Below are 17,239 nucleotides of genomic sequence, written 5' to 3'. Positions count from 1 at the left end.
GCCACATGGACGACCGGGCCGACGACCGGCTGCGCGGCGGCCTGCTGGTGGCGGCGGCCCTGCTCGCCGTGACGGCGGGCGGTTGGTGGTGGTGGGCCGAGGCCCCGGCCACCGGCCCACGCGGGGTGGCGGTGGGGACGAGCCCGCCACTGCGCGGTGTCGTCCCGTCCCGGTCCCCGCGGACCCTCGACGAGGTGCTGGCCGCGAACCCCGGCACGACCGCCCGGGTCCATATCGACGCCGAGACCGGCAGGGTCATCGAGGCGACCGAGCTGCCGGGCGAGGACGGCGAGGTCGGACTGCCCCGGTTCACCGACACCCTGTGGCGGGAGCGGCTGACCCTGATCCCGGGCCAGGAGCCGGTGCGCCGGCAGTCGCTGGCCGACGGGGCGCGGCATCTGTTGCAGTACCGCTGCGCGGGCGCCGGTGAGCTGCAGGTCTCGATCGATTACGGCTCGAGCACCGACACCGCCCGGACGACCTGCGACGGCGGTCTGGGCGCGTTCGACCTGCCGGACCGGACGGCACCCATCCGGATCGAGCTCTCCGCCGTGGGTCCCGGGCCGGTCGCGGTGGCCGCGCAACTGGTCGCCCTGCCCTGAGCCGGGCCGCTCGGGCGCGGCCGCACGACCGGCCGCCCCGGCAGTGGTGACGCGACCCTGCCGCCCTGGGCCGGGTCAGCGGACCAGACGGCTCAGGTCGGCGCGGTAGTCGCCGGCGGTGGCCAGGTCGGGGATGACCCGCTGGACCGTGCCGGAGCGGTCGACCAGCAGCGCGCTGGCGGTGCCGGGGCGGGGGTCGAGGTGCAGCGCGGCCCGCACGCCGCCGGCCGGGTCGGCGAGGGCGCGTACCGGGCCGCCGGGGACGGGGTCGGGGCCGACCGTACGGCTGCCGGTCACGGTGACCACCGAGACGCCGGCGGGGGCGGCGGCCGTCGCGGCGGCGACCTGCTCGGGGCAGGCGCAGGCGTCCACCAGGATGATCATCGCGGGCAGCAGCCGCCGCAGCGGCACCGGCGACTGCCCGGCGTCGACGAGGTCCAGCGCCGGCAGTGGCCGGCCGGTGAGCGTGCCGGGCGAGGCCGACGAGGGGTACGGCAGGACGGTCGGCCGCTCGGCGCCGCGGGGCGAGCGGGGCCAGGTGACCGCGAGCAGGCCGCCGACGGTGGTGAGCAACGCCACCACCAGGATCAGCACGGGCAGGGCGACGGGGGGCCGCCCGTCGGTGCGGGGGGTCAGCCCGAACCGTCGGCGGGGGCGGGTGCCGGAGGCCCGGCGCCGCAGCTCGCGACGGAGCTGCTCGGCCTCCGCGGCCAGCGCCGACGCGTCGTCCGGCACGACCACCCGACCCCACTCTGGAGGCAGGTCGGGCAGGCCGTCGGACGGGCCGTGGCCCTCTGCGTCAGGCATGCTCATCGGACCCCCGCCAGAAGTGCTCGTGAGCGGACAGCGGTACCCCTTCAGCGTCCCGCAATGCCCCCTCCTGCCGCCAGACCTGGGCGGGCCGGGCGCTGCCGGGCTACCATGGGAGAAGCGCGTAGCCCGAGAAATCCACGCTCCGATCACCCGTACCGGGTTGTCATCCGTTCGTCACGGAGCGTGTTCAAACCATCGGTTTGACTGCCTGTCAAGCTGAAGAAATACCTCTCACAGGGCCCCTGAGCTGCGCCAACGGTCAGGACAGCGGTGAGACATCCGTGCCTGAGCGTGTTACCCTAGACACAGCGAAAGGGGTTTCGAACCTATGGTTTTCAGTGTCGGCGAGACCGTTGTTTACCCCCACCACGGGGCCGCACTCATCGAGGCAATCGAGACTCGGGTCATCAAGGGCGAGCCTAAGCAGTACCTCGTCCTGAGGGTCGCGCAGGGTGACCTGACGGTCCGGGTGCCCGCTGAGAACGCCGAGATCGTGGGTGTGCGCGAGGTGGTCGGCGAAGAGGGCCTGGGCAAGGTCTTCGACGTGCTCCGTGCACCGCACACCGAGGAGCCGACCAACTGGTCGCGGCGTTACAAGGCGAATCTGGAGAAGCTGGCCTCCGGCAACCCGCTGAAGGTCGCCGAGGTCGTCCGCGACCTGTGGCGCCGGGAGCGGGAGCGGGGTCTGTCCGCGGGTGAGAAGCGCATGCTCGCCAAGGCCCGCGACATTCTCGTCGGCGAGGTCGCGCTGGCCGAGAAGAGCACCAAGGACGAGGCGGAGACGCTGCTCGACAAGGTCCTGACCGAGGCCTGATCCCACCGGATCGTCGTACCCGTCCCGCAGCAGAGAAACCACCAGGACCGCGACGTGACCGCGCAGCTGAATCCGCGCGGTGACGTCGCGGTCCTCGTGCCTGCGGCCGGTGCCGGGGTACGCCTCGGCCCGGGCGCGCCGAAGGCGCTGCGCCTGCTCGGCGGCGAGCCGCTGCTGGTGCACGCCGTACGCCGGATCGCCGCCGCGCCGTCGGTGCACACCATCGTGGTGGCCGCCCCGGCGGCCGAGGTCGCGTCGGTCCGGCGGTTGCTGGCCCCCGTGGCGCCGGTGGTGGTCGTACCGGGTGGCGCGGAGCGCCAGGCGTCCGTGGCGGCCGCCCTGGCCGCCGTGCCACCGGGGCCCGGCATCGTGCTCGTGCACGACGCCGCTCGCGCGCTGACCCCACCCGAGCTGGTCGAGTCGGTGGCGGCAGCGGTCCGCGCCGGGCACCACGCGGTGATCCCGGTGCTCCCGGTGGTCGACACGATCAAGGAGGTCGGCACCGGCGAGGTGGTCCTCGGCACCGTCGACCGGTCCGCGCTGCGCGCCGTGCAGACCCCGCAGGGCTTCCGGCGGGGCGTGCTGACCGCCGCGCACGCCGCGGCCGGCGACCCGCTCACCGACGACGCGGGGCTGGTCGAGAAGCAGGGCGTCCCGGTCTTCTGCGTACCCGGCTCGGAGTACGCGTTGAAGGTCACCCGCCCGTTCGACCTCGCGCTCGCCGAGTATCTGCTGGCCGCCGGTCACTGACGCGTACCCTCGGCTCATGATCGTTCCCCGGGTCGCCGTCGGCACCGACATCCACGCCTTCGAGCCGGGCCGGCCCTGCTGGCTGGCCGGGCTGCACTGGCCGGGTCAGGACGGCCTGGCCGGTCACTCCGACGCCGACGTGGTCGCGCACGCCGCCTGCAACGCGCTGCTCTCCGCCGCCGGGCTCGGCGACCTCGGCGCCAACTTCGGGGTCGACCAGCCCGAGTGGGCCGGCGCCTCCGGGGTGGCGCTGCTGACCGAGTCGGCCCGGCGGGTCCGCGCGGCCGGCTTCGAGATCGGCAACGTCTCGGTCCAGGTGGTCGGCAACCGGCCCCGGATCGGGCCGCGCCGCGACGAGGCGCAGCAGGTGCTCTCCGCGGCGGCCGGCGCGCCGGTCACCGTCTCCGCCGCCACCAGCGACGGGCTCGGCTTCACCGGGCGCGGCGAGGGGCTCGCCGGCATCGCCGTCGCGCTGGTGTACGAGGCCGCCTGACCCACGGTCAGCGGCACCGGTTGCGGCGTGTCGGGGCAACCCGGCACCGGGACGCCCCGACCCGCCGCAAACCGTGGCGGGTCCCCGCCGGACCGGGGTCAGGGGCGGCGGGACCAGGTCCAGGCGTACCCCTCGTCCTCGCACTCGCCGGCCGCGTCGCAGAGGTCGAGCGGGCGGAAGGTGTCCACCATGACCGCCAGCTCGTCGAAGAAGTCGGCCCCGATGGAGCGCTCCGCCGCGCCCGGCTGCGGGCCGTGGGTGAAGCCCGACGGGTGCAGCGAGATGGAGCCCTGCTCGATGCCGGAGCCGCGCCGGGCCTCGTAGTTGCCGCCGGTGTAGAAGAGCATCTCGTCGGAGTCGACGTTGTGGTGGTTGTACGGCACCGGGATGGCGTCCGGGTGGTAGTCCACCTTGCGCGGCACGAACGAGCAGATGACGAAGTTCGGGCCCTGGAAGGTCTGGTGCACCGGCGGCGGCTGGTGGATCCGGCCGGTGATCGGCTCGAAGTCGTGGATGGAGAAGGCCCACGGGTACATGTGCCCGTCCCAGCCGACCACGTCGAACGGGTGGTTGGCGTACACGTGCTTCGTCCACCCGCGCCGGTGGCGTACCAGGACCTCGACGTCGGTGCCGTCGACCAGCAGCGGCGCGTCCGGCCCCCGGACGTCCCGCTCGCAGTACGGCGAGTGCTCCAGGAACTGGCCCCGCACCGACAGGTAGCGCTTGGGCGGGCCGATGTGCCCGGTCGCCTCGACGGCGAGCAGCCGGGTCGGGGTGTCGCCGGTCGGCACCAGCCGGTGCACGGTCGAGGTGGGGATGATGACGTAGTCGCCGGCCACCGCGTTGAGCACGCCGAAGGTGGACTCCACCCGCAGCGTGCCGGCCTCCACGTAGAGGCACTCGTCGCCGGTGGCGTTGCGGTACAGCGGGGAGGGCCGGTCGGCCAGCACGTACGCGATCCGCACGTCGTCGTTGGCCAGCAGGTAGCGCCGGCCGAGGACCGGGTCGGCGCCCGTGCCGTCGAGCTTGTGGGTACGCAGGTGACGCGGCTTGAGCGGGAGGTTCGGCACCCGGGTGTACGTCGGCGGGGTGAACTCCTCGGCGGCGACGATCGCGGTCGGCGCGTACCGGTGGTAGAGCAGGGACGAGTCGGAGGAGAAGCCCTCCTGGCCCATCAGCTCCTCGGCGTAGAGGCTGCCGTCGGGCTGGCGGAACTGAATGTGCCGCTTGCGGGGTACCTCGCCGACGCTGCGGTAGTACGGCATGTCGCCTCCCGTTATGTCCCGTTCTCCGGCCGATGACGTCCGATAATCGGACGCTGTTGTCCGTTCCTTGTAGCGTCCCGTAGATTCTTGTCTCGTGTCAACGCAGGTCCCTCGCCTCTTCGCCGGCCTCGTCGACGACGCCGCCGTCTTCCCGCCCGGCAGCGCGTCCCTGCCGGACGCCGTCGCCGCCCACCGGGAGCACCGCGACGCCTGGTACGCCGGCCTGGTCGGCCCGCTGCTGCTGCCCGCCTCGGCCCTGCCGGCCCTGGCCGACCTGCTCGGTCCCGGCGAGCCGATCGCGGTCGGCGTCATCGGTGACCTGCCGATCGGCCGGCTCGACGCGGCGCTCGCCGAGGCCGATCGCCGGATCACCGTCCGGCAGATCGAGGTGGCCGTCGCCAAGCGCGGCGAGGACCCGCAGCCCGGCCTGGCCGAGCTGCTGGAACTGGCCGAGCGACTCAACGGCGTCGCCGTCTACGCCGAGGTCCCGCTGACCTTCGGCCTGACCGGCGCGCTGGACACCCTGACCGCGGCGCGGGCCGACGGGCTGCCGGTCGCGGCGAAGTTCCGCACCGGCGGGCTGGCCGCCGAACTCTTCCCCACCCCGGTCGAGCTGGCCGCGGTGATCTGCGCCTGCCGCGACCGGGGCCTGCCGTTCAAGCTGACCGCCGGGCTGCACCACGCGCTGCGCCACCTCGACCCGGAGACCGGCTTCACCCACCACGGCTTCGGCAACGTGCTGGCCGCCACGCTCGCCGCCGCCGAGGGCGCCGAGGTGGACGCCGTCGCCGCCCTGCTCGCCGCGGCCGACCCGCGGCCCCTGGTCGAGCAGACCCGGGCGCGGTGCGACGAGGAGCGTCCGCTCTGGGTCGGCTTCGGCTCGTGCAGCATCCTGGAACCACTGACCGATCTGATCCGGCTGGGGCTGGTGAACGGGGGAAACGACCAATGAGCGGAGTGGCGGCATGAGCTGGGTGACGGGTGTCGACGGTTCGCCGTACGGGGTGACCAACCTGCCGTACGGGGTGTTCCGGCACGGCGGGCGCGGGCCGCGGATCGGCGTACGCGTCGCCGACCTGGTGCTCGACCTGGCCGGCGCGGAGGCCGCCGGGCTGGTGCTCGCCGCCGGGGCGCTGGGCCGCCCCACCCTCAACGACTTCATGGCGCTGGGCCGTCCGCAGTGGACGTCGGTACGGCAGCGCATCGTCGAGCTGCTCACCGATCCCGCCCACCGGGCGGCGGTGGAGCCGCTGCTGGTCCCGCTCGCCGAGGCCGAGCTGCTGCTGCCGTTCGAGGTGGCCGACTACGTCGACTTCTACTCCTCCGAGCACCACGCCTCGAACGTCGGCCAGATCTTCCGCCCCGGCCAGCCGGCGCTGCTGCCCAACTGGAAGCACCTGCCGATCGGCTACCACGGCCGGGCCGGCACGGTGGTCGTCTCCGGCACCCCGGTGGTCCGCCCCACCGGGCAGCGCGCCACCCCGCAGGGCCCGACCGCCGGCCCCTCCGTACGCCTCGACATCGAGGCCGAGGTGGGCTTCGTGGTCGGCGTGCCGAGCGCCCTCGGTGACCGGGTCGCCGCCGCCGACTTCGCCGACCACGTCTTCGGGGTGGTGCTGGTCAACGACTGGTCCGCCCGGGACATCCAGGCCTGGGAGTACCAGCCGCTCGGCCCGTTCCTGGGCAAGTCCTTCGCCACCTCGGTCTCGGCCTGGGTGACTCCGCTGGACGCGCTCGCCGACGCGTTCGTGCCGGCGCCCGAGCAGGACCCGCCGGTGCAGGACTACCTGCGCGACACCCCGCACCTGGGGCTGGACCTGCGCCTGGCGGTGGAGTGGAACGGCGAGCGGGTCGCGGAGCCGCCGTTCGCGACCATGTACTGGACGCCCGCCCAGCAGTTGGCCCACCTCACCGTCAACGGTGCCTCGCTGCGCACCGGCGACCTCTACGCCTCCGGCACCGTGTCCGGGCCGGACCGGGGCCAGGTCGGCTCGTTCCTGGAGCTCACCTGGGGCGGCGCCGAGCCGGTCAAGGTCGGTGGCGGCGAGACCCGCACCTTCCTGGAGGACGGCGACACCGTCACCATCCGGGCCACCGCCCCCGGCCCGGACGGCACCACCATCGCCCTGGGCGAGGTCACCGGGCGGATCCTGCCGGCCCGCTGACGTTCCGTCTCCGCCGGTCGCACCCGCTGTGCGACCGGCCGGCCCTCCTGCCGCGTTTGATCGACCGGATTCGGTCACCACCCCACGCCGTCCCGTCCCGGGGCGGCGTGGGTCGTGACCGGCGTGGCACGTCCCAGCGGACAGGAGGTACGAACATGAGCGATCTCGTGGGCGCGGTCTGGCGCACCAGTAGTCGTTCGAACGATCAAGGGCTCTGCGTGGAGGTGGCGGACAACCTCGTACGCGACCGCGGCGTGGTCGGGATACGCGATTCCAAGGACCCCGACGGGCCGGTGCTCGTCGTCGGCCCGCCGGGCTGGACGGCGTTCGTCGAGGCGATCCGCCTCGACGGATTCCGCCCCTGACCGACCAGGCGAACCGCGCCGGTGCCCCGATCCGGGGCACCGGTGACGGAAATTCCGCCGCAGCATCCCCCGTGGCGCGCTCACCCGCCGTACCGTGGACGCCACGGGAGGTGTCATGTCGACGGTCACGGTCACCGAGTTCATCGAGGCGCGGGCCGACGACGTGTGGGCGCTCCTGGTCGACCTGCCGGTCCGCGCGGACTGGCTCGGCACCGTCCGCGGTGTCGAGCTGCTGACCCAGGGCCGGCTGGCGCCGGGCACCGCGTGGCGGGAGACCCGCACCAGGCCGGACGGCGGCGACCAGGCGGAGGAGTTCGTGGTGCTGGAGGCGCGGCCGCCGCACCGGCTGGTGCTCAGCTCGCCCGGCATCGGCGTGGACTACCGGATCACCTGGACCGTGCGCACCGTGCGCCGCCGAGGCCGGGGCTGCACCGCGGTCACCGTGGAGCAGCAGGCGGTGCCGATCGCCCCGTACGGGTGGGTGGTCGCGCTGCTCTTCGGCGGGCTGGCCGCCCGGGCGGTGGAGGGAGCCATCCGCCGCGACCTCGCCGACCTCGCCGCCGCCGCAGTGCGCGCCAGCGACACCGAGGCGGCCTGACCCCCGCCGCCCGCCCGCCGCGACCTGCGCGGGGCGGCCCGGGGTCGCCTCGGTAGGGTGCCGGGCGGAGGTGCGCATGGGTGTCCCGAAGGGCCGGCGACGGATCGTGGTCGCGGTCGCGGCGCTGCTCACCCTCGGGGCGGTCGCCGTCATCGGCTACCGGGTGCTGGCGCCCGCCGAGGTCGTCACGCCCGCCCAGGACGACCTGCCGCCACTGGACACTCCGACGATCGGGGTGGTGGGCCGGCTGCCCGCCGCCCCGTTGATCGTCGACGGTCGGCTCCGGGTGTACGCGGCGCAGCGCCAGCTCTACGCCGACCGGCCCGCCGACAGCCGGCACCGGGTCACCCCGTTCTGGTCGTACCGGCGGTGGCCGGCCGAGCTCCACGCGGTGCTGGTCTCCGGTACCACGGTGGTGAGCCGCTGGTCGGACGGGAAACTCGTGGCGCTGGACGGCCGTACCGGGAAGGTGGCCTGGCGGGCCGACGGCCCGGCGCCGGGGTCGGACTTCGCCGCTCGGCGTACCGGCGGGGCCGTCGTCTGGGACCCGCGGGGGATCTTCGTCGCGCCGGGCCCGGGCGGCCGGACCACCCTGGTGGCGTCCGGCGGGGACGACCTGCGCGGCTACGCGCTGGCCGACGGGCGGGAGCTCTGGCGGGCCGCCGGTGACGCCGACTGCCGCACCGATCTCGGGACCACGGCCGCCGGCCAGGTCCTCTCGGTGGACACCTGTGCCGGCCCGGCGACCGTGGAGTTCCGCGACGCCGCGACCGGGGCGGTGGGCACCCGCTGGCGTCCCCCGGCCGCCGGCCCGGAGCTGTCCGTCACGCCGCTGGGGTGCCTGACCCCCCACTCGCAGTGCCGCGGGCTGCGCACCTCGGACGGCCGGGGCTGGCTGGTCGGTCCGGGTGAGCCGGTCCCCTCGCCGGCCCTGGGCGCCGACCAGGTCACGCTCTCCGGCGAGTTCGCCATCGGGGTGACCAACGGTGTGCTGATCGGCCGGGACGCGCGCACCGGGAAGCTGCGGTGGCGGCGGGGTGACCTGGGCGAGGTGCGGGTCATCGCGGCCGAGCCCGGTCGGGTGCACGTGCTGACCCGGCAGCGGGACCTGATCACGCTGGACCCGAGGACCGGGGCGCAGCGGTCCCGCTTCCCGATGACGGTCGGGCGGGACGGCATCGGCTGGCAGCCGGGGCGGGCGTACGCGGCGGACGGCTACGTGGCCGTCGAGCGGCTGCGCGAGCGGGCCGGTCCGGAGGACGACGACCAGGGCTACTTCCTGATGGCCGAGCCGGTGGTGCTCGCCGCGACCTGAGGTCCGCCTCCGACCGGGGTGGGCGGAGGCGGACCGGTCGCGGGCTCAGGCGAGCGCCGACTCCGCCGCCAGGAGGAAGGCGTCGTTCTCGGCCGGGGTGCCGATGGTTACCCGCACCCCGTCGCCGGCGAACGGCCGGACGATCACGCCGCGTGCCTCGCACGCCTTGCCGAAGTCCACCGCCCGGTCGCCCAGCGGCAGCCAGACGAAGTTGGCCTGGCTGGACGGCACGTCCGGGATCAGCTTGCGCAGCGCCTCGGTGACCCGGTCCCGCTCGGCGACGATCAGCGCGCAGCGCCGCTGCACCTCGTCCGCCTGGGCCAGCGCGGCCAGCGCCCCGGCCTGGGCGGCCATGCTGGTGGAGAAGGGGGTGACCACCTTGCGCACCGCGGCGGCCACCTCGGGCGCCGCGACCAGGAAGCCGATCCGCAGCCCGGCCAGGCCCCAGGCCTTGGAGAGCGTGCGGAGCACCACCACGTTCGGCCGGTCCAGGTAGGTCAGGCCGTCGGGCACCTCGGGGTCGGTGACGAACTCGCGGTACGCCTCGTCGATCACGACGAGCACGTCCTCGCCGACGGAGTCGAGGAACCGGTCCAGCTCCGCCTTGCGTACCGCGGTGCCGGTGGGGTTGTTCGGGTTGCAGACCAGCACCATCCGGGTCCGCTCGGTCACCGCCGCGGCCATCGCCGCCAGGTCGTGCCCGTGCCCGGCGTCGTTGGGCACCCGCACGCTGGTCGCGCCGCTGGTCGCCGCGATGATCGGGTACGCCTCGAACGACCGCCACGAGTAGAGCAGCTCGTCGCCGGGCAGGCAGGTGGCCCGGACCAGGTGCTCGGCCAGCGCCACCGACCCGCAGCCGGTGGCGATCCGGTCGGCGTCCACGCCGTACCGCTCGGCCAGCGCCTGGCGCAGCGCGACCACGCCCATGTCCGGGTAGCGGTGCGAGCCGGTGACCGCCTCGGTGACCGCCTCGACCACGCCGGGCAGCGGGCCGTACGGCACCTCGTTGCTGGCCAGCTTGATCGCCTCCGGCAGACCCAGCTCACGCGCCAGGTCCGCCGGGCTGCGACCCGGCACGTAGTTCGGCAGCGCGTCCAGGTCGGCGCGGGTCAGGCGCAGCGGGGGGTGGTGACGTCCGGCGTCGGTCATGGGGTGTCTCCCGGGGAGTCGGCACGGTCGTGCGGGGTGGCGGGGGTGGCGGGGCCGCCGGGTCGCGGCAGCCGCACCACGACGGTCTGAGCGCGCTTGTCGTGCAGCGCCTGGCGCAGCGGGTGGTCGAAGAGGGCGGAGACCGCGTCGACCAACTGCAGGAGCAGGCCGAAGCCGCAGCAGTACCAGAGCAGGGTGGGCATGCCCAGCGTGCTCCACCGGCGGGTCGCCCGGCCGAAGCCGAGCGGCTGGTCCGCCTCGACGGAGACCGCCTTGATCCGCATCACCCGCTTGCCGAAGGTCTGCCCGCTGGCGGCCATCGCGGGCACCTCGTAGGCGAACCAGAGCGCGGTGGCGATCACCAGGATGGCGATCTGGAGGCCGGCCGCCTGGTCACCCGGGGCCGGCAGCGGCGCGTTGGTGGTGTCGCCCGTGCTGGCCCGCCGCCACGCCTCGTCGAGGGCGGGGGAGAGCTCGCGGACGTACCGGTAGACGAACCAGCCGTTGACCAGCACGTTGAGCAGGAAGACCAGACCGAAGTCGATCAGCCGGGCGACCAGTCGGGCGCCGTACCCGGCCAGCGGCAGGCCGTGCGGGCGCGGCTCCGGCGGGCGCACCGGCCAGGTGGGGTAGGGCCAGCCGGGCGGCGGTCCCTGCGGGTGGCCGGCGCCCGGGCCGGGCGGCATGCCGACGCCGGGCGGGCCGCCCGGGGCGGGTGGCGCACCGTGCGGAGCGGGCGGCACCGGGATTCCGGTCACCGGCTCGGCCGGGGCGGACGGCGGCGGGGCGGGCGTCGGCTCCGGTGGCGGAGGCCCCTCCGGCGGGGTGACGTCGACCGGGACGGGCGCGCCGACCCAGCCCTCGCCGTCCCACCAACGCCTGGTGGAAGGGTCGGCGGGGTCGACGTACCAGCCTGGTTGAACGCTCACCCGGACACCTTAACGACGACGGTGCGGGCGAACTTGTCGTGGAGGCACTGCTGCCAGGGCTTGTCCCAGAGCTGCCAGAGCCCGTCGACGTAGCTGAAGCCCGGGATGAACGACCCGCCGACCTGGTGGGCGAGCCACCGCTTCGCCGCGGCCCTGCGGTCGAGCGTCCGGGTCGGGTCGAGCGGTACGACGCGCAGCTTCATCACGCGCTTGCCCACCGTCTGCCCGGTCTTGAACATCATCTCGACGTGGAAGAGGTACGTCACGCCGATCACGAACAGGAAGATCCCGGCCTCCAGGGCCAGGAACGGCAGCAGGAAGTCCGCGAACGGGTCCGGCTCGACGTAGCTGCCGTCGGTGGTGGTGGCGGTCAGGTCGGGCATGACCGCCATGAAGAAGACGATCACGGCGGGCAGGATGACCACCATGCTGGCGGCCATGATCACCAGGCCGTCGATCAGCACCGCCAGCAGCCGGTCGCCGAAGCTCGCCAGCGGCTGGCCGTTCGGTGCGACCGGCACGGCGGCGAAGGGGAGCGGGGGCGGGGCGCCGGGCGGCCCTACCGGATAGGTCGGCAGCCCGGAGTACGGGCCGGGCTGCGGCGGCACGGCGTACCCCTGGGGGGTGGGACCGGAGGGCGGCGCGAAGCCGCCGGCGGCGGGCGAGGGCCCACCGGCCGGCGGCATCGGGTACGTCGGAGGCTGCGTCACGCTCGACAGTGTTACAGGTTGCCGCGCGCTTCCTGCTCCCGCTCGATCGCCTGGAAGAGCGCCTTGAAGTTGCCCTTGCCGAAGCCGAGCGAGCCGTGCCGCTCGATGAGCTCGAAGAAGACGGTCGGGCGGTCCTGCACCGGCTTGGTGAAGATCTGGAGCAGGTAGCCGTCCTCGTCCCGGTCGACCAGGATCTTGCGGGCCTTCAGCTCCTCGATCGGCACCCGCACCTGGCCGATCCGGGCGCGCAGCTCCGGGTCGTCGTAGTACGAGTCCGGGGTGTCCAGGAACTCGACGCCGGCGGCCCGCATCGCGTCCACGCTGGCCAGGATGTCGTTGGTGGCCACGGCGATGTGCTGGGCGCCCGGACCCTGGTAGAACTCCAGGTACTCGTCGATCTGCGACTTCTTGCGGGCGATCGCCGGCTCGTTGAGCGGGAACTTCACCTTGCGGGTGCCGTTGGCGACGACCTTGCTCATCAGCGCCGAGTAGTCGGTGGCGATGTCGTCGCCGATGAACTCGGCCATGTTCGAGAAGCCCATGACCCGCTTGTAGAACTCCACCCACTCGTCCATCCGGCCGAGCTCGACGTTGCCGACCACGTGGTCGACCGCCTGGAAGAAGCGCTTCGGCTGGAGGCCGGCGTCGATCATCGGCTGCCGGTCCACGATCGGGCCGCGGGCGACGAAGCCGGGCAGGAACGGGCCGGTGTAGCGGGACCGGTCGACCAGGGTGTGCCGGGTGTCGCCGTACGCGGCGATGGCGGCCATCCGCACGGTGCCGTGCTCGTCGGAGACGTCGTGCGGCTCGACCAGCCCGGTGGCGCCCTGGGCGGTGGCGTGCGCGTACGCGGCGTCGACGTCCGGCACCTCCAGCGCGATGTCGGAGACACCGTCGCTGTGCTTGGCGACGTGGTCGGCGCCGGCGGCGTCGGGGCGGACCGTGCCGGTCAGCACGAACCGGGCGGAGCCGCTGGTCAGCACGTACTCGGCGTGGTCCCGGTAGCCCTGCTCCGGCCCCCGGTACGCCACGCAGGTCATGCCGAAGGCGGTGGAGTAGTAGTGGGCGGCCTGCTTGGCGTTGCCGACCAGGAAGTGCACGTGGTCGAGGCCCTTGACCGGGAACGGGTCGGCGGTGATGTCGTGGTCGACGGCGCCGACGAGGGCGTCGACGTCGACCTCCTCGGTCGACTGGGGTCGGTCGATCGCCTGGGTCATGGTGTCCTCCCTTGCGTACCGGCCGGCCTCGTGGGCCGTCGCGGTGTTTCCGGTGCTCTTGGGGGGAGCATCCCGGTGATCCGGCGTACTGGGCAACCGTCGTCGATTCCGCTGGTCATCCTGCACATTCGGTAGAGTGTCGAAACATGAACGCTGGACAGGATGTACAGCTCGACGAGTTGGACGCCCGCTTGATCCAGCTCCTCGCCGACGAGCCGCGGATCGGGGTGCTGGAGTGCTCCCGCCGGCTCGGGGTGGCCCGGGGCACCGTCCAGGCCCGGCTGGACAAGCTCATCGAGCGGCGGGTGGTCGGCGGCTTCGGGCCGGAGGTGTCGCCGGCCGCGATCGGCTTCGGGGTGACCAGCTTCGTCACCCTTGAGATCAGCCAGCGGCACGGGCACGACGCGGTCACCGCCCACCTGGCGGCCATTCCCGAGGTGCTGGAGGCGCACACCATCACCGGCGGCAGCGACCTGCTCTGCCGGATCGTCGCCCGGTCCAACACCGACCTGCAGCGGGTGATCGACCAGATCGTCTCGTACGAGGGCATCCGCCGCGCCTCCACGATCATCGCGCTGGCCGAGCAGATCCCGTACCGGGTCCTGCCCCTGGTCCGCTCCGCCGCCACCCCCCGCTGACGCCCCCACGCTCCCCGCCGGGAGGCCCCGGCCCCCGGCGGCGGCGCGCAGAAAGGGCGGCGACACTCCGGCGCGGGGCCGGGGGAGTTCGGTGATCGTCGCTACCGTGTGCGGTGTGAAGGGCCTTGGCGTACGCGGCTGGTTGCTGCTGGGGCTCGTCACCGTGGTCGTGCTCGCCGCCACCGGGGTCTGGAACCCGTTCCCCGGGATGTGGGACTGGGTCAACCGCCGGCAGCCCATCTCCGAGCCGGACGTGGTCTGGCAGCAGCGCATCGGCGGCACCCCGAAGAGCGTGACCATCGCCGGGGACACCGTCGTGATCGAGCAGCGGACCCGGGTCGAGGCGCGCAGCCTGGCCACCGGGACGCAGCTGTGGGAGCGCAAGGCCGACTGGGCGGCGGTGGCCGGCGGCACCGGGGACCCGGTCGTCGCCGTGGGCAAACTGCTGGTCAAGGGGTACGAACTGCTCGACCCGACGACCGGGGCGGTGCGCCGGCGCGACGACGACGCGGTGGCCGTCTGGACGTACCGGAACATGCTGCTCGACGCGCACTGCGTCGAACCGACCGACTGCACCCTGACCGCCTGGGACCCGCGCGGCACCAAACCACTCTGGACGGCGTTCCTGCCCGGCGTCAGCACCGGGCTCTTCGCCGACAATCCCAACCTGCTCGGCACCCGACGGCTCACCGCGCCCCGGATCGACGGCGGGGTGGCCGGCCCGGAGTCGGTGCCGCCGCTGCTCGGCTTCCCCGTCGACGGCCGGGTGCACGTGGTGGACACCGCCACCGGGCGGGTGGTGCAGAACGTCGAACCCGGGCGGGACGAGCGGCTCGCCGTGATCGGCGGCCGGATGCTCCGGATCACCGCCGTCTCCCGGGACGGCACCTGCCAGTACGCCGTCTCCGCCCGCGACCCGGCCACCGGCCAGGAGGCGTGGCGCAAGGCCGGGGTCAACCTCCGGACCGCCGACAGCGCCGGCTGCGTGCAGCGGGAGGACCCGCAGGGCGCGCGGAACGTGCTGATCGGGGTGGCGCCGGACGGCCGGGAGGCGGTCATCGACGGGTACGACGGGCGGCTGCTCCTGGTCGACGCGGAGGGCGAGAAGCTGCTCGCCGTCGACGACCGGTACGCGCTGGTGCGCACGGCCGACAAGAACACCGTGGTCGGCCGGGAGCTGGGCGTCGACCGGGCGCGCTGGAACCGGCCCGCCGGCGACAAGGCGGGCGCGGCGCTGACCCCGTACGCGGCGCTGCTCACCCAGGAGAAGCCGAACCGGCTGATCGCGCTCGACCCGCGTACCGGCCGGGAACTGGTCGTGCTCCGGACCAGCGCCAACGCGCTCGCGGTCGGGCCGAACGGCATGATCATCGGCGAGGGGCGCGAGATCGGGTACGTCCGGTTCGGCGCCGGCGGCGCGGAACCGCCGCCACCCCGCGACGGCGGTGAAGGCCCCGACCCGGGCACCGGGGGCGTGCCCGGCCCCGACACCGGGGGCGGCCCCGGCGACCAGCGGGACTGCGGGCCGAAGCGGGAACTCTGCGCCCAGCCGGGCTGACGAGGACGGCTGAGCGCGGCGGGCCCGCCGGCGGTGAGAGCGGCATCCCACGACGCACCCGTCGGGTGTCACCGATCGACGGGTCTGCCCTAGGCTTTCCCGTCATGAGCAGTGCCGCCGCGTTCTCGTACGCCCCCTTGCTGCCGACCGGTCCGGACCAGACGGAGTACCGCCTGGTCACCGACGAGGGCGTCGATGTCGTCAACGGCCCGGGTGGCCGCCGGTTCCTCACCGTGGAGCCCGCCGCGCTGACCGCGCTGACCGCCGAGGCGATGCACGACATCGCCCACTTCCTGCGCCCCGCCCACCTGGCCCAGCTCCGGTCGATCATCGACGACCCGGCGGCCTCGCCGAACGACCGGTTCGTCGCGCTCGACCTGCTGCGCAACGCCAACATCGCCGCCGGTGGCGTGCTGCCGATGTGCCAGGACACCGGCACCGCGATCGTGATGGGCAAGCGCGGCCGGCACGTGCTCACCGACGGCAGCGACCCCGAGGCGATCTCGCGCGGCGTGTACCAGGCGTACACCCGGCTCAACCTGCGCTACTCGCAGCTCGCCCCGCTGACCATGTGGGACGAGCGCAACACCGGCAGCAACCTGCCGGCCCAGGTGGAGCTCTACGCGGAGGACCCGGACGGGCACCCCGACGCGTACAAGTTCCTCTTCATGGCCAAGGGTGGTGGCTCGGCCAACAAGTCCTACCTCTACCAGGAGACCAAGGCGCTGCTGAACCCGACGCGGATGATGCAGTTCCTGGAGGAGAAGCTGCGCCTCATCGGCACCGCGGCCTGCCCGCCGTACCACCTGGCCATCGTCATCGGCGGCACCTCCGCCGAGTACGCCCTGAAGACCGCCAAGTACGCCTCCGCCAAGTACCTCGACGCGCTGCCCACCTCGGGCTCGATGACCGCGCACGGCTTCCGGGACCTGGAGCTGGAGGCGGAGGTGCTGGAGCTGACCCGCAACTTCGGCATCGGCGCGCAGTTCGGCGGCCGGTACTTCTGCCACGACGTACGGGTGGTCCGGCTGCCCCGGCACGGCGCCTCCTGCCCGGTGGCCATCGCCGTCTCCTGCTCGGCCGACCGGCAGGCGGTCGCCAAGATCACCCCGTCGGGCGTCTGGCTGGAGCGGCTGGAGACCGACCCGGCCCGGTTCCTGCCCGACGTCACCGACGAGACGCTGGACGCCGAGATGGTCGTCAAGGTCGACCTCAACCGGCCGATGGACGAGATCCGCGCCGAGCTGTCGAAGTACCCGGTGAAGACCCGGCTGTCGCTGACCGGCCCGCTGGTCGTCGCCCGGGACATCGCGCACGCCAAGATCGCCGAGCGGCTGGACGCCGGTGAGCCGATGCCGCAGTACCTGCGCGACCACGCCGTCTACTACGCCGGCCCGGCCAAGACCCCGGAGGGCTACGCCTCCGGCTCCTTCGGCCCGACCACGGCCGGCCGGATGGACGCCTACGTGGAGAAGTTCCAGGCCGCCGGCGGCTCCCAGGTGATGCTCGCCAAGGGCAACCGCTCGTCCCAGGTCACCCGCTCCTGCGCGCAGCACGGCGGCTTCTACCTCGGCTCGATCGGCGGCCCCGCCGCCCGGCTCGCCCAGGACTGCATCAAGCACGTCGAGGTCCTGGAGTACCCGGAGCTGGGCATGGAGGCGGTCTGGAAGATCCAGGTCGAGGACTTCCCGGCGTTCATCGTGGTCGACGACAAGGGCAACGACTTCTTCGCCGAGGTCACCAAGCCGGTGCTGACCGTCGGCCGCCGCTGAGCGTCGCGTAAGCGAAAGGGGCGTCGGGCTGTCGCCCGGCGCCCCTGCTCGTCTGTCGTACCTCGACATCGGTGCGCCCGCCCGGA

At 73.8% G+C, this 17,239-nt stretch carries 18 protein-coding genes; 12 read left to right on the top strand and 6 right to left on the bottom strand.

Features of this window, described 5'->3' with window-relative positions:
• Positions 1 to 5 precede the first annotated feature (5 nt).
• The gene (locus V6U88_RS21645) at positions 6 to 602 is read left to right on the top strand and encodes a hypothetical protein (RefSeq protein WP_334455632.1); all 597 of its coding nucleotides are present in this window, start codon (positions 6 to 8) and stop codon (positions 600 to 602) included.
• Between the two features lie 75 nt (positions 603 to 677).
• Here the strand turns inward: V6U88_RS21645 and V6U88_RS21640 are convergent, their stop codons facing one another.
• On the bottom strand, positions 678 to 1,415 hold the full coding sequence (locus V6U88_RS21640; RefSeq protein WP_334455630.1) for a hypothetical protein: 738 nt from the start codon (positions 1,413 to 1,415) through the stop codon (positions 678 to 680).
• 328 nt (positions 1,416 to 1,743) lie between these two features.
• Between V6U88_RS21640 and V6U88_RS21635 the strand changes: the two genes are divergently transcribed.
• The 3 genes from V6U88_RS21635 to ispF are packed head-to-tail and all read left to right on the top strand — an operon-like array spanning position 1,744 to position 3,472.
• Positions 1,744 to 2,229 carry a CarD family transcriptional regulator gene (locus V6U88_RS21635; RefSeq protein WP_007073334.1) on the top strand — a complete coding sequence of 162 codons (486 nt, stop codon included), beginning with the start codon at positions 1,744 to 1,746 and terminating at the stop codon, positions 2,227 to 2,229.
• A gap of 54 nt (positions 2,230 to 2,283) precedes the next feature.
• The gene (gene ispD / locus V6U88_RS21630; protein ID WP_334455629.1) at positions 2,284 to 2,979 is read left to right on the top strand and encodes a 2-C-methyl-D-erythritol 4-phosphate cytidylyltransferase; all 696 of its coding nucleotides are present in this window, start codon (positions 2,284 to 2,286) and stop codon (positions 2,977 to 2,979) included.
• A gap of 16 nt (positions 2,980 to 2,995) precedes the next feature.
• Positions 2,996 to 3,472 (top strand): 2-C-methyl-D-erythritol 2,4-cyclodiphosphate synthase, encoded by a 477-nt coding sequence (ispF, locus tag V6U88_RS21625; RefSeq protein WP_334455628.1) that lies wholly within the window; start codon positions 2,996 to 2,998, stop codon positions 3,470 to 3,472.
• 98 nt (positions 3,473 to 3,570) lie between these two features.
• Here the strand turns inward: ispF and V6U88_RS21620 are convergent, their stop codons facing one another.
• Positions 3,571 to 4,737 carry a homogentisate 1,2-dioxygenase gene (locus V6U88_RS21620; protein ID WP_334455626.1) on the bottom strand — a complete coding sequence of 389 codons (1,167 nt, stop codon included), beginning with the start codon at positions 4,735 to 4,737 and terminating at the stop codon, positions 3,571 to 3,573.
• A gap of 94 nt (positions 4,738 to 4,831) precedes the next feature.
• Between V6U88_RS21620 and V6U88_RS21615 the strand changes: the two genes are divergently transcribed.
• The 5 genes from V6U88_RS21615 to V6U88_RS21595 all read left to right on the top strand — a co-directional run bounded on the left by V6U88_RS21615 (position 4,832) and on the right by V6U88_RS21595 (position 9,180).
• Positions 4,832 to 5,689, top strand: a complete 858-nt coding sequence (locus tag V6U88_RS21615; RefSeq protein ID WP_334455625.1) for a hypothetical protein — start codon at positions 4,832 to 4,834, stop codon at positions 5,687 to 5,689.
• A 13-nt stretch (positions 5,690 to 5,702) separates the two neighbouring features.
• The gene (gene fahA / locus V6U88_RS21610) at positions 5,703 to 6,902 is read left to right on the top strand and encodes a fumarylacetoacetase (protein WP_334455624.1); all 1,200 of its coding nucleotides are present in this window, start codon (positions 5,703 to 5,705) and stop codon (positions 6,900 to 6,902) included.
• Positions 6,903 to 7,057: 155 nt separating this feature from the next.
• Complete coding sequence (locus V6U88_RS21605; protein ID WP_334455623.1) at positions 7,058 to 7,267, top strand: DUF397 domain-containing protein; 210 nt, start codon at positions 7,058 to 7,060, stop codon at positions 7,265 to 7,267.
• A gap of 115 nt (positions 7,268 to 7,382) precedes the next feature.
• Positions 7,383 to 7,865, top strand: a complete 483-nt coding sequence (locus V6U88_RS21600; RefSeq protein WP_334455622.1) for an SRPBCC family protein — start codon at positions 7,383 to 7,385, stop codon at positions 7,863 to 7,865.
• Between the two features lie 76 nt (positions 7,866 to 7,941).
• Complete coding sequence (locus tag V6U88_RS21595; RefSeq protein ID WP_334455621.1) at positions 7,942 to 9,180, top strand: outer membrane protein assembly factor BamB family protein; 1,239 nt, start codon at positions 7,942 to 7,944, stop codon at positions 9,178 to 9,180.
• Between the two features lie 45 nt (positions 9,181 to 9,225).
• Here V6U88_RS21595 and hisC read toward each other — a convergent pair whose 3' ends face one another.
• The 4 genes from hisC to hppD are packed head-to-tail and all read right to left on the bottom strand — an operon-like array spanning position 9,226 to position 13,185.
• Positions 9,226 to 10,329, bottom strand: a complete 1,104-nt coding sequence (gene hisC, locus V6U88_RS21590) for a histidinol-phosphate transaminase (protein ID WP_334455619.1) — start codon at positions 10,327 to 10,329, stop codon at positions 9,226 to 9,228.
• On the bottom strand, positions 10,326 to 11,258 hold the full coding sequence (locus V6U88_RS21585) for an RDD family protein (protein ID WP_334455618.1): 933 nt from the start codon (positions 11,256 to 11,258) through the stop codon (positions 10,326 to 10,328). The genes hisC and V6U88_RS21585 overlap by 4 nt, the downstream gene beginning before the upstream one ends.
• A complete protein-coding gene (locus V6U88_RS21580) occupies positions 11,255 to 11,968 on the bottom strand; it encodes an RDD family protein (protein ID WP_334455617.1) in 714 nt (237 codons plus the stop codon). Before V6U88_RS21580 ends, V6U88_RS21585 begins: the two co-directional genes overlap by 4 nt.
• 11 nt (positions 11,969 to 11,979) lie before the next feature.
• On the bottom strand, positions 11,980 to 13,185 hold the full coding sequence (gene hppD / locus V6U88_RS21575; RefSeq protein ID WP_334455616.1) for a 4-hydroxyphenylpyruvate dioxygenase: 1,206 nt from the start codon (positions 13,183 to 13,185) through the stop codon (positions 11,980 to 11,982).
• A gap of 146 nt (positions 13,186 to 13,331) precedes the next feature.
• Between hppD and V6U88_RS21570 the strand changes: the two genes are divergently transcribed.
• From V6U88_RS21570 to V6U88_RS21560, 3 genes are all read left to right on the top strand, one after another.
• Positions 13,332 to 13,823, top strand: coding sequence for an Lrp/AsnC family transcriptional regulator (locus V6U88_RS21570; RefSeq protein WP_334455614.1), 492 nt, complete (start codon positions 13,332 to 13,334; stop codon positions 13,821 to 13,823).
• 142 nt (positions 13,824 to 13,965) lie between these two features.
• On the top strand, positions 13,966 to 15,381 hold the full coding sequence (locus V6U88_RS21565; RefSeq protein WP_442934671.1) for a hypothetical protein: 1,416 nt from the start codon (positions 13,966 to 13,968) through the stop codon (positions 15,379 to 15,381).
• 104 nt (positions 15,382 to 15,485) lie between these two features.
• Entirely contained in the window at positions 15,486 to 17,153 is a 1,668-nt protein-coding gene (locus V6U88_RS21560) for a fumarate hydratase (RefSeq protein WP_334455611.1), read from the top strand.
• Positions 17,154 to 17,239 lie beyond the last annotated feature (86 nt).

The organism is Micromonospora sp. CPCC 205739 (assembly GCF_036906795.1).
Taxonomy (GTDB): domain Bacteria; phylum Actinomycetota; class Actinomycetes; order Mycobacteriales; family Micromonosporaceae; genus Micromonospora.
Note: the sequence above shows the minus strand (reverse complement) of the source record. Positions and strands in the feature narration are given on the sequence as shown.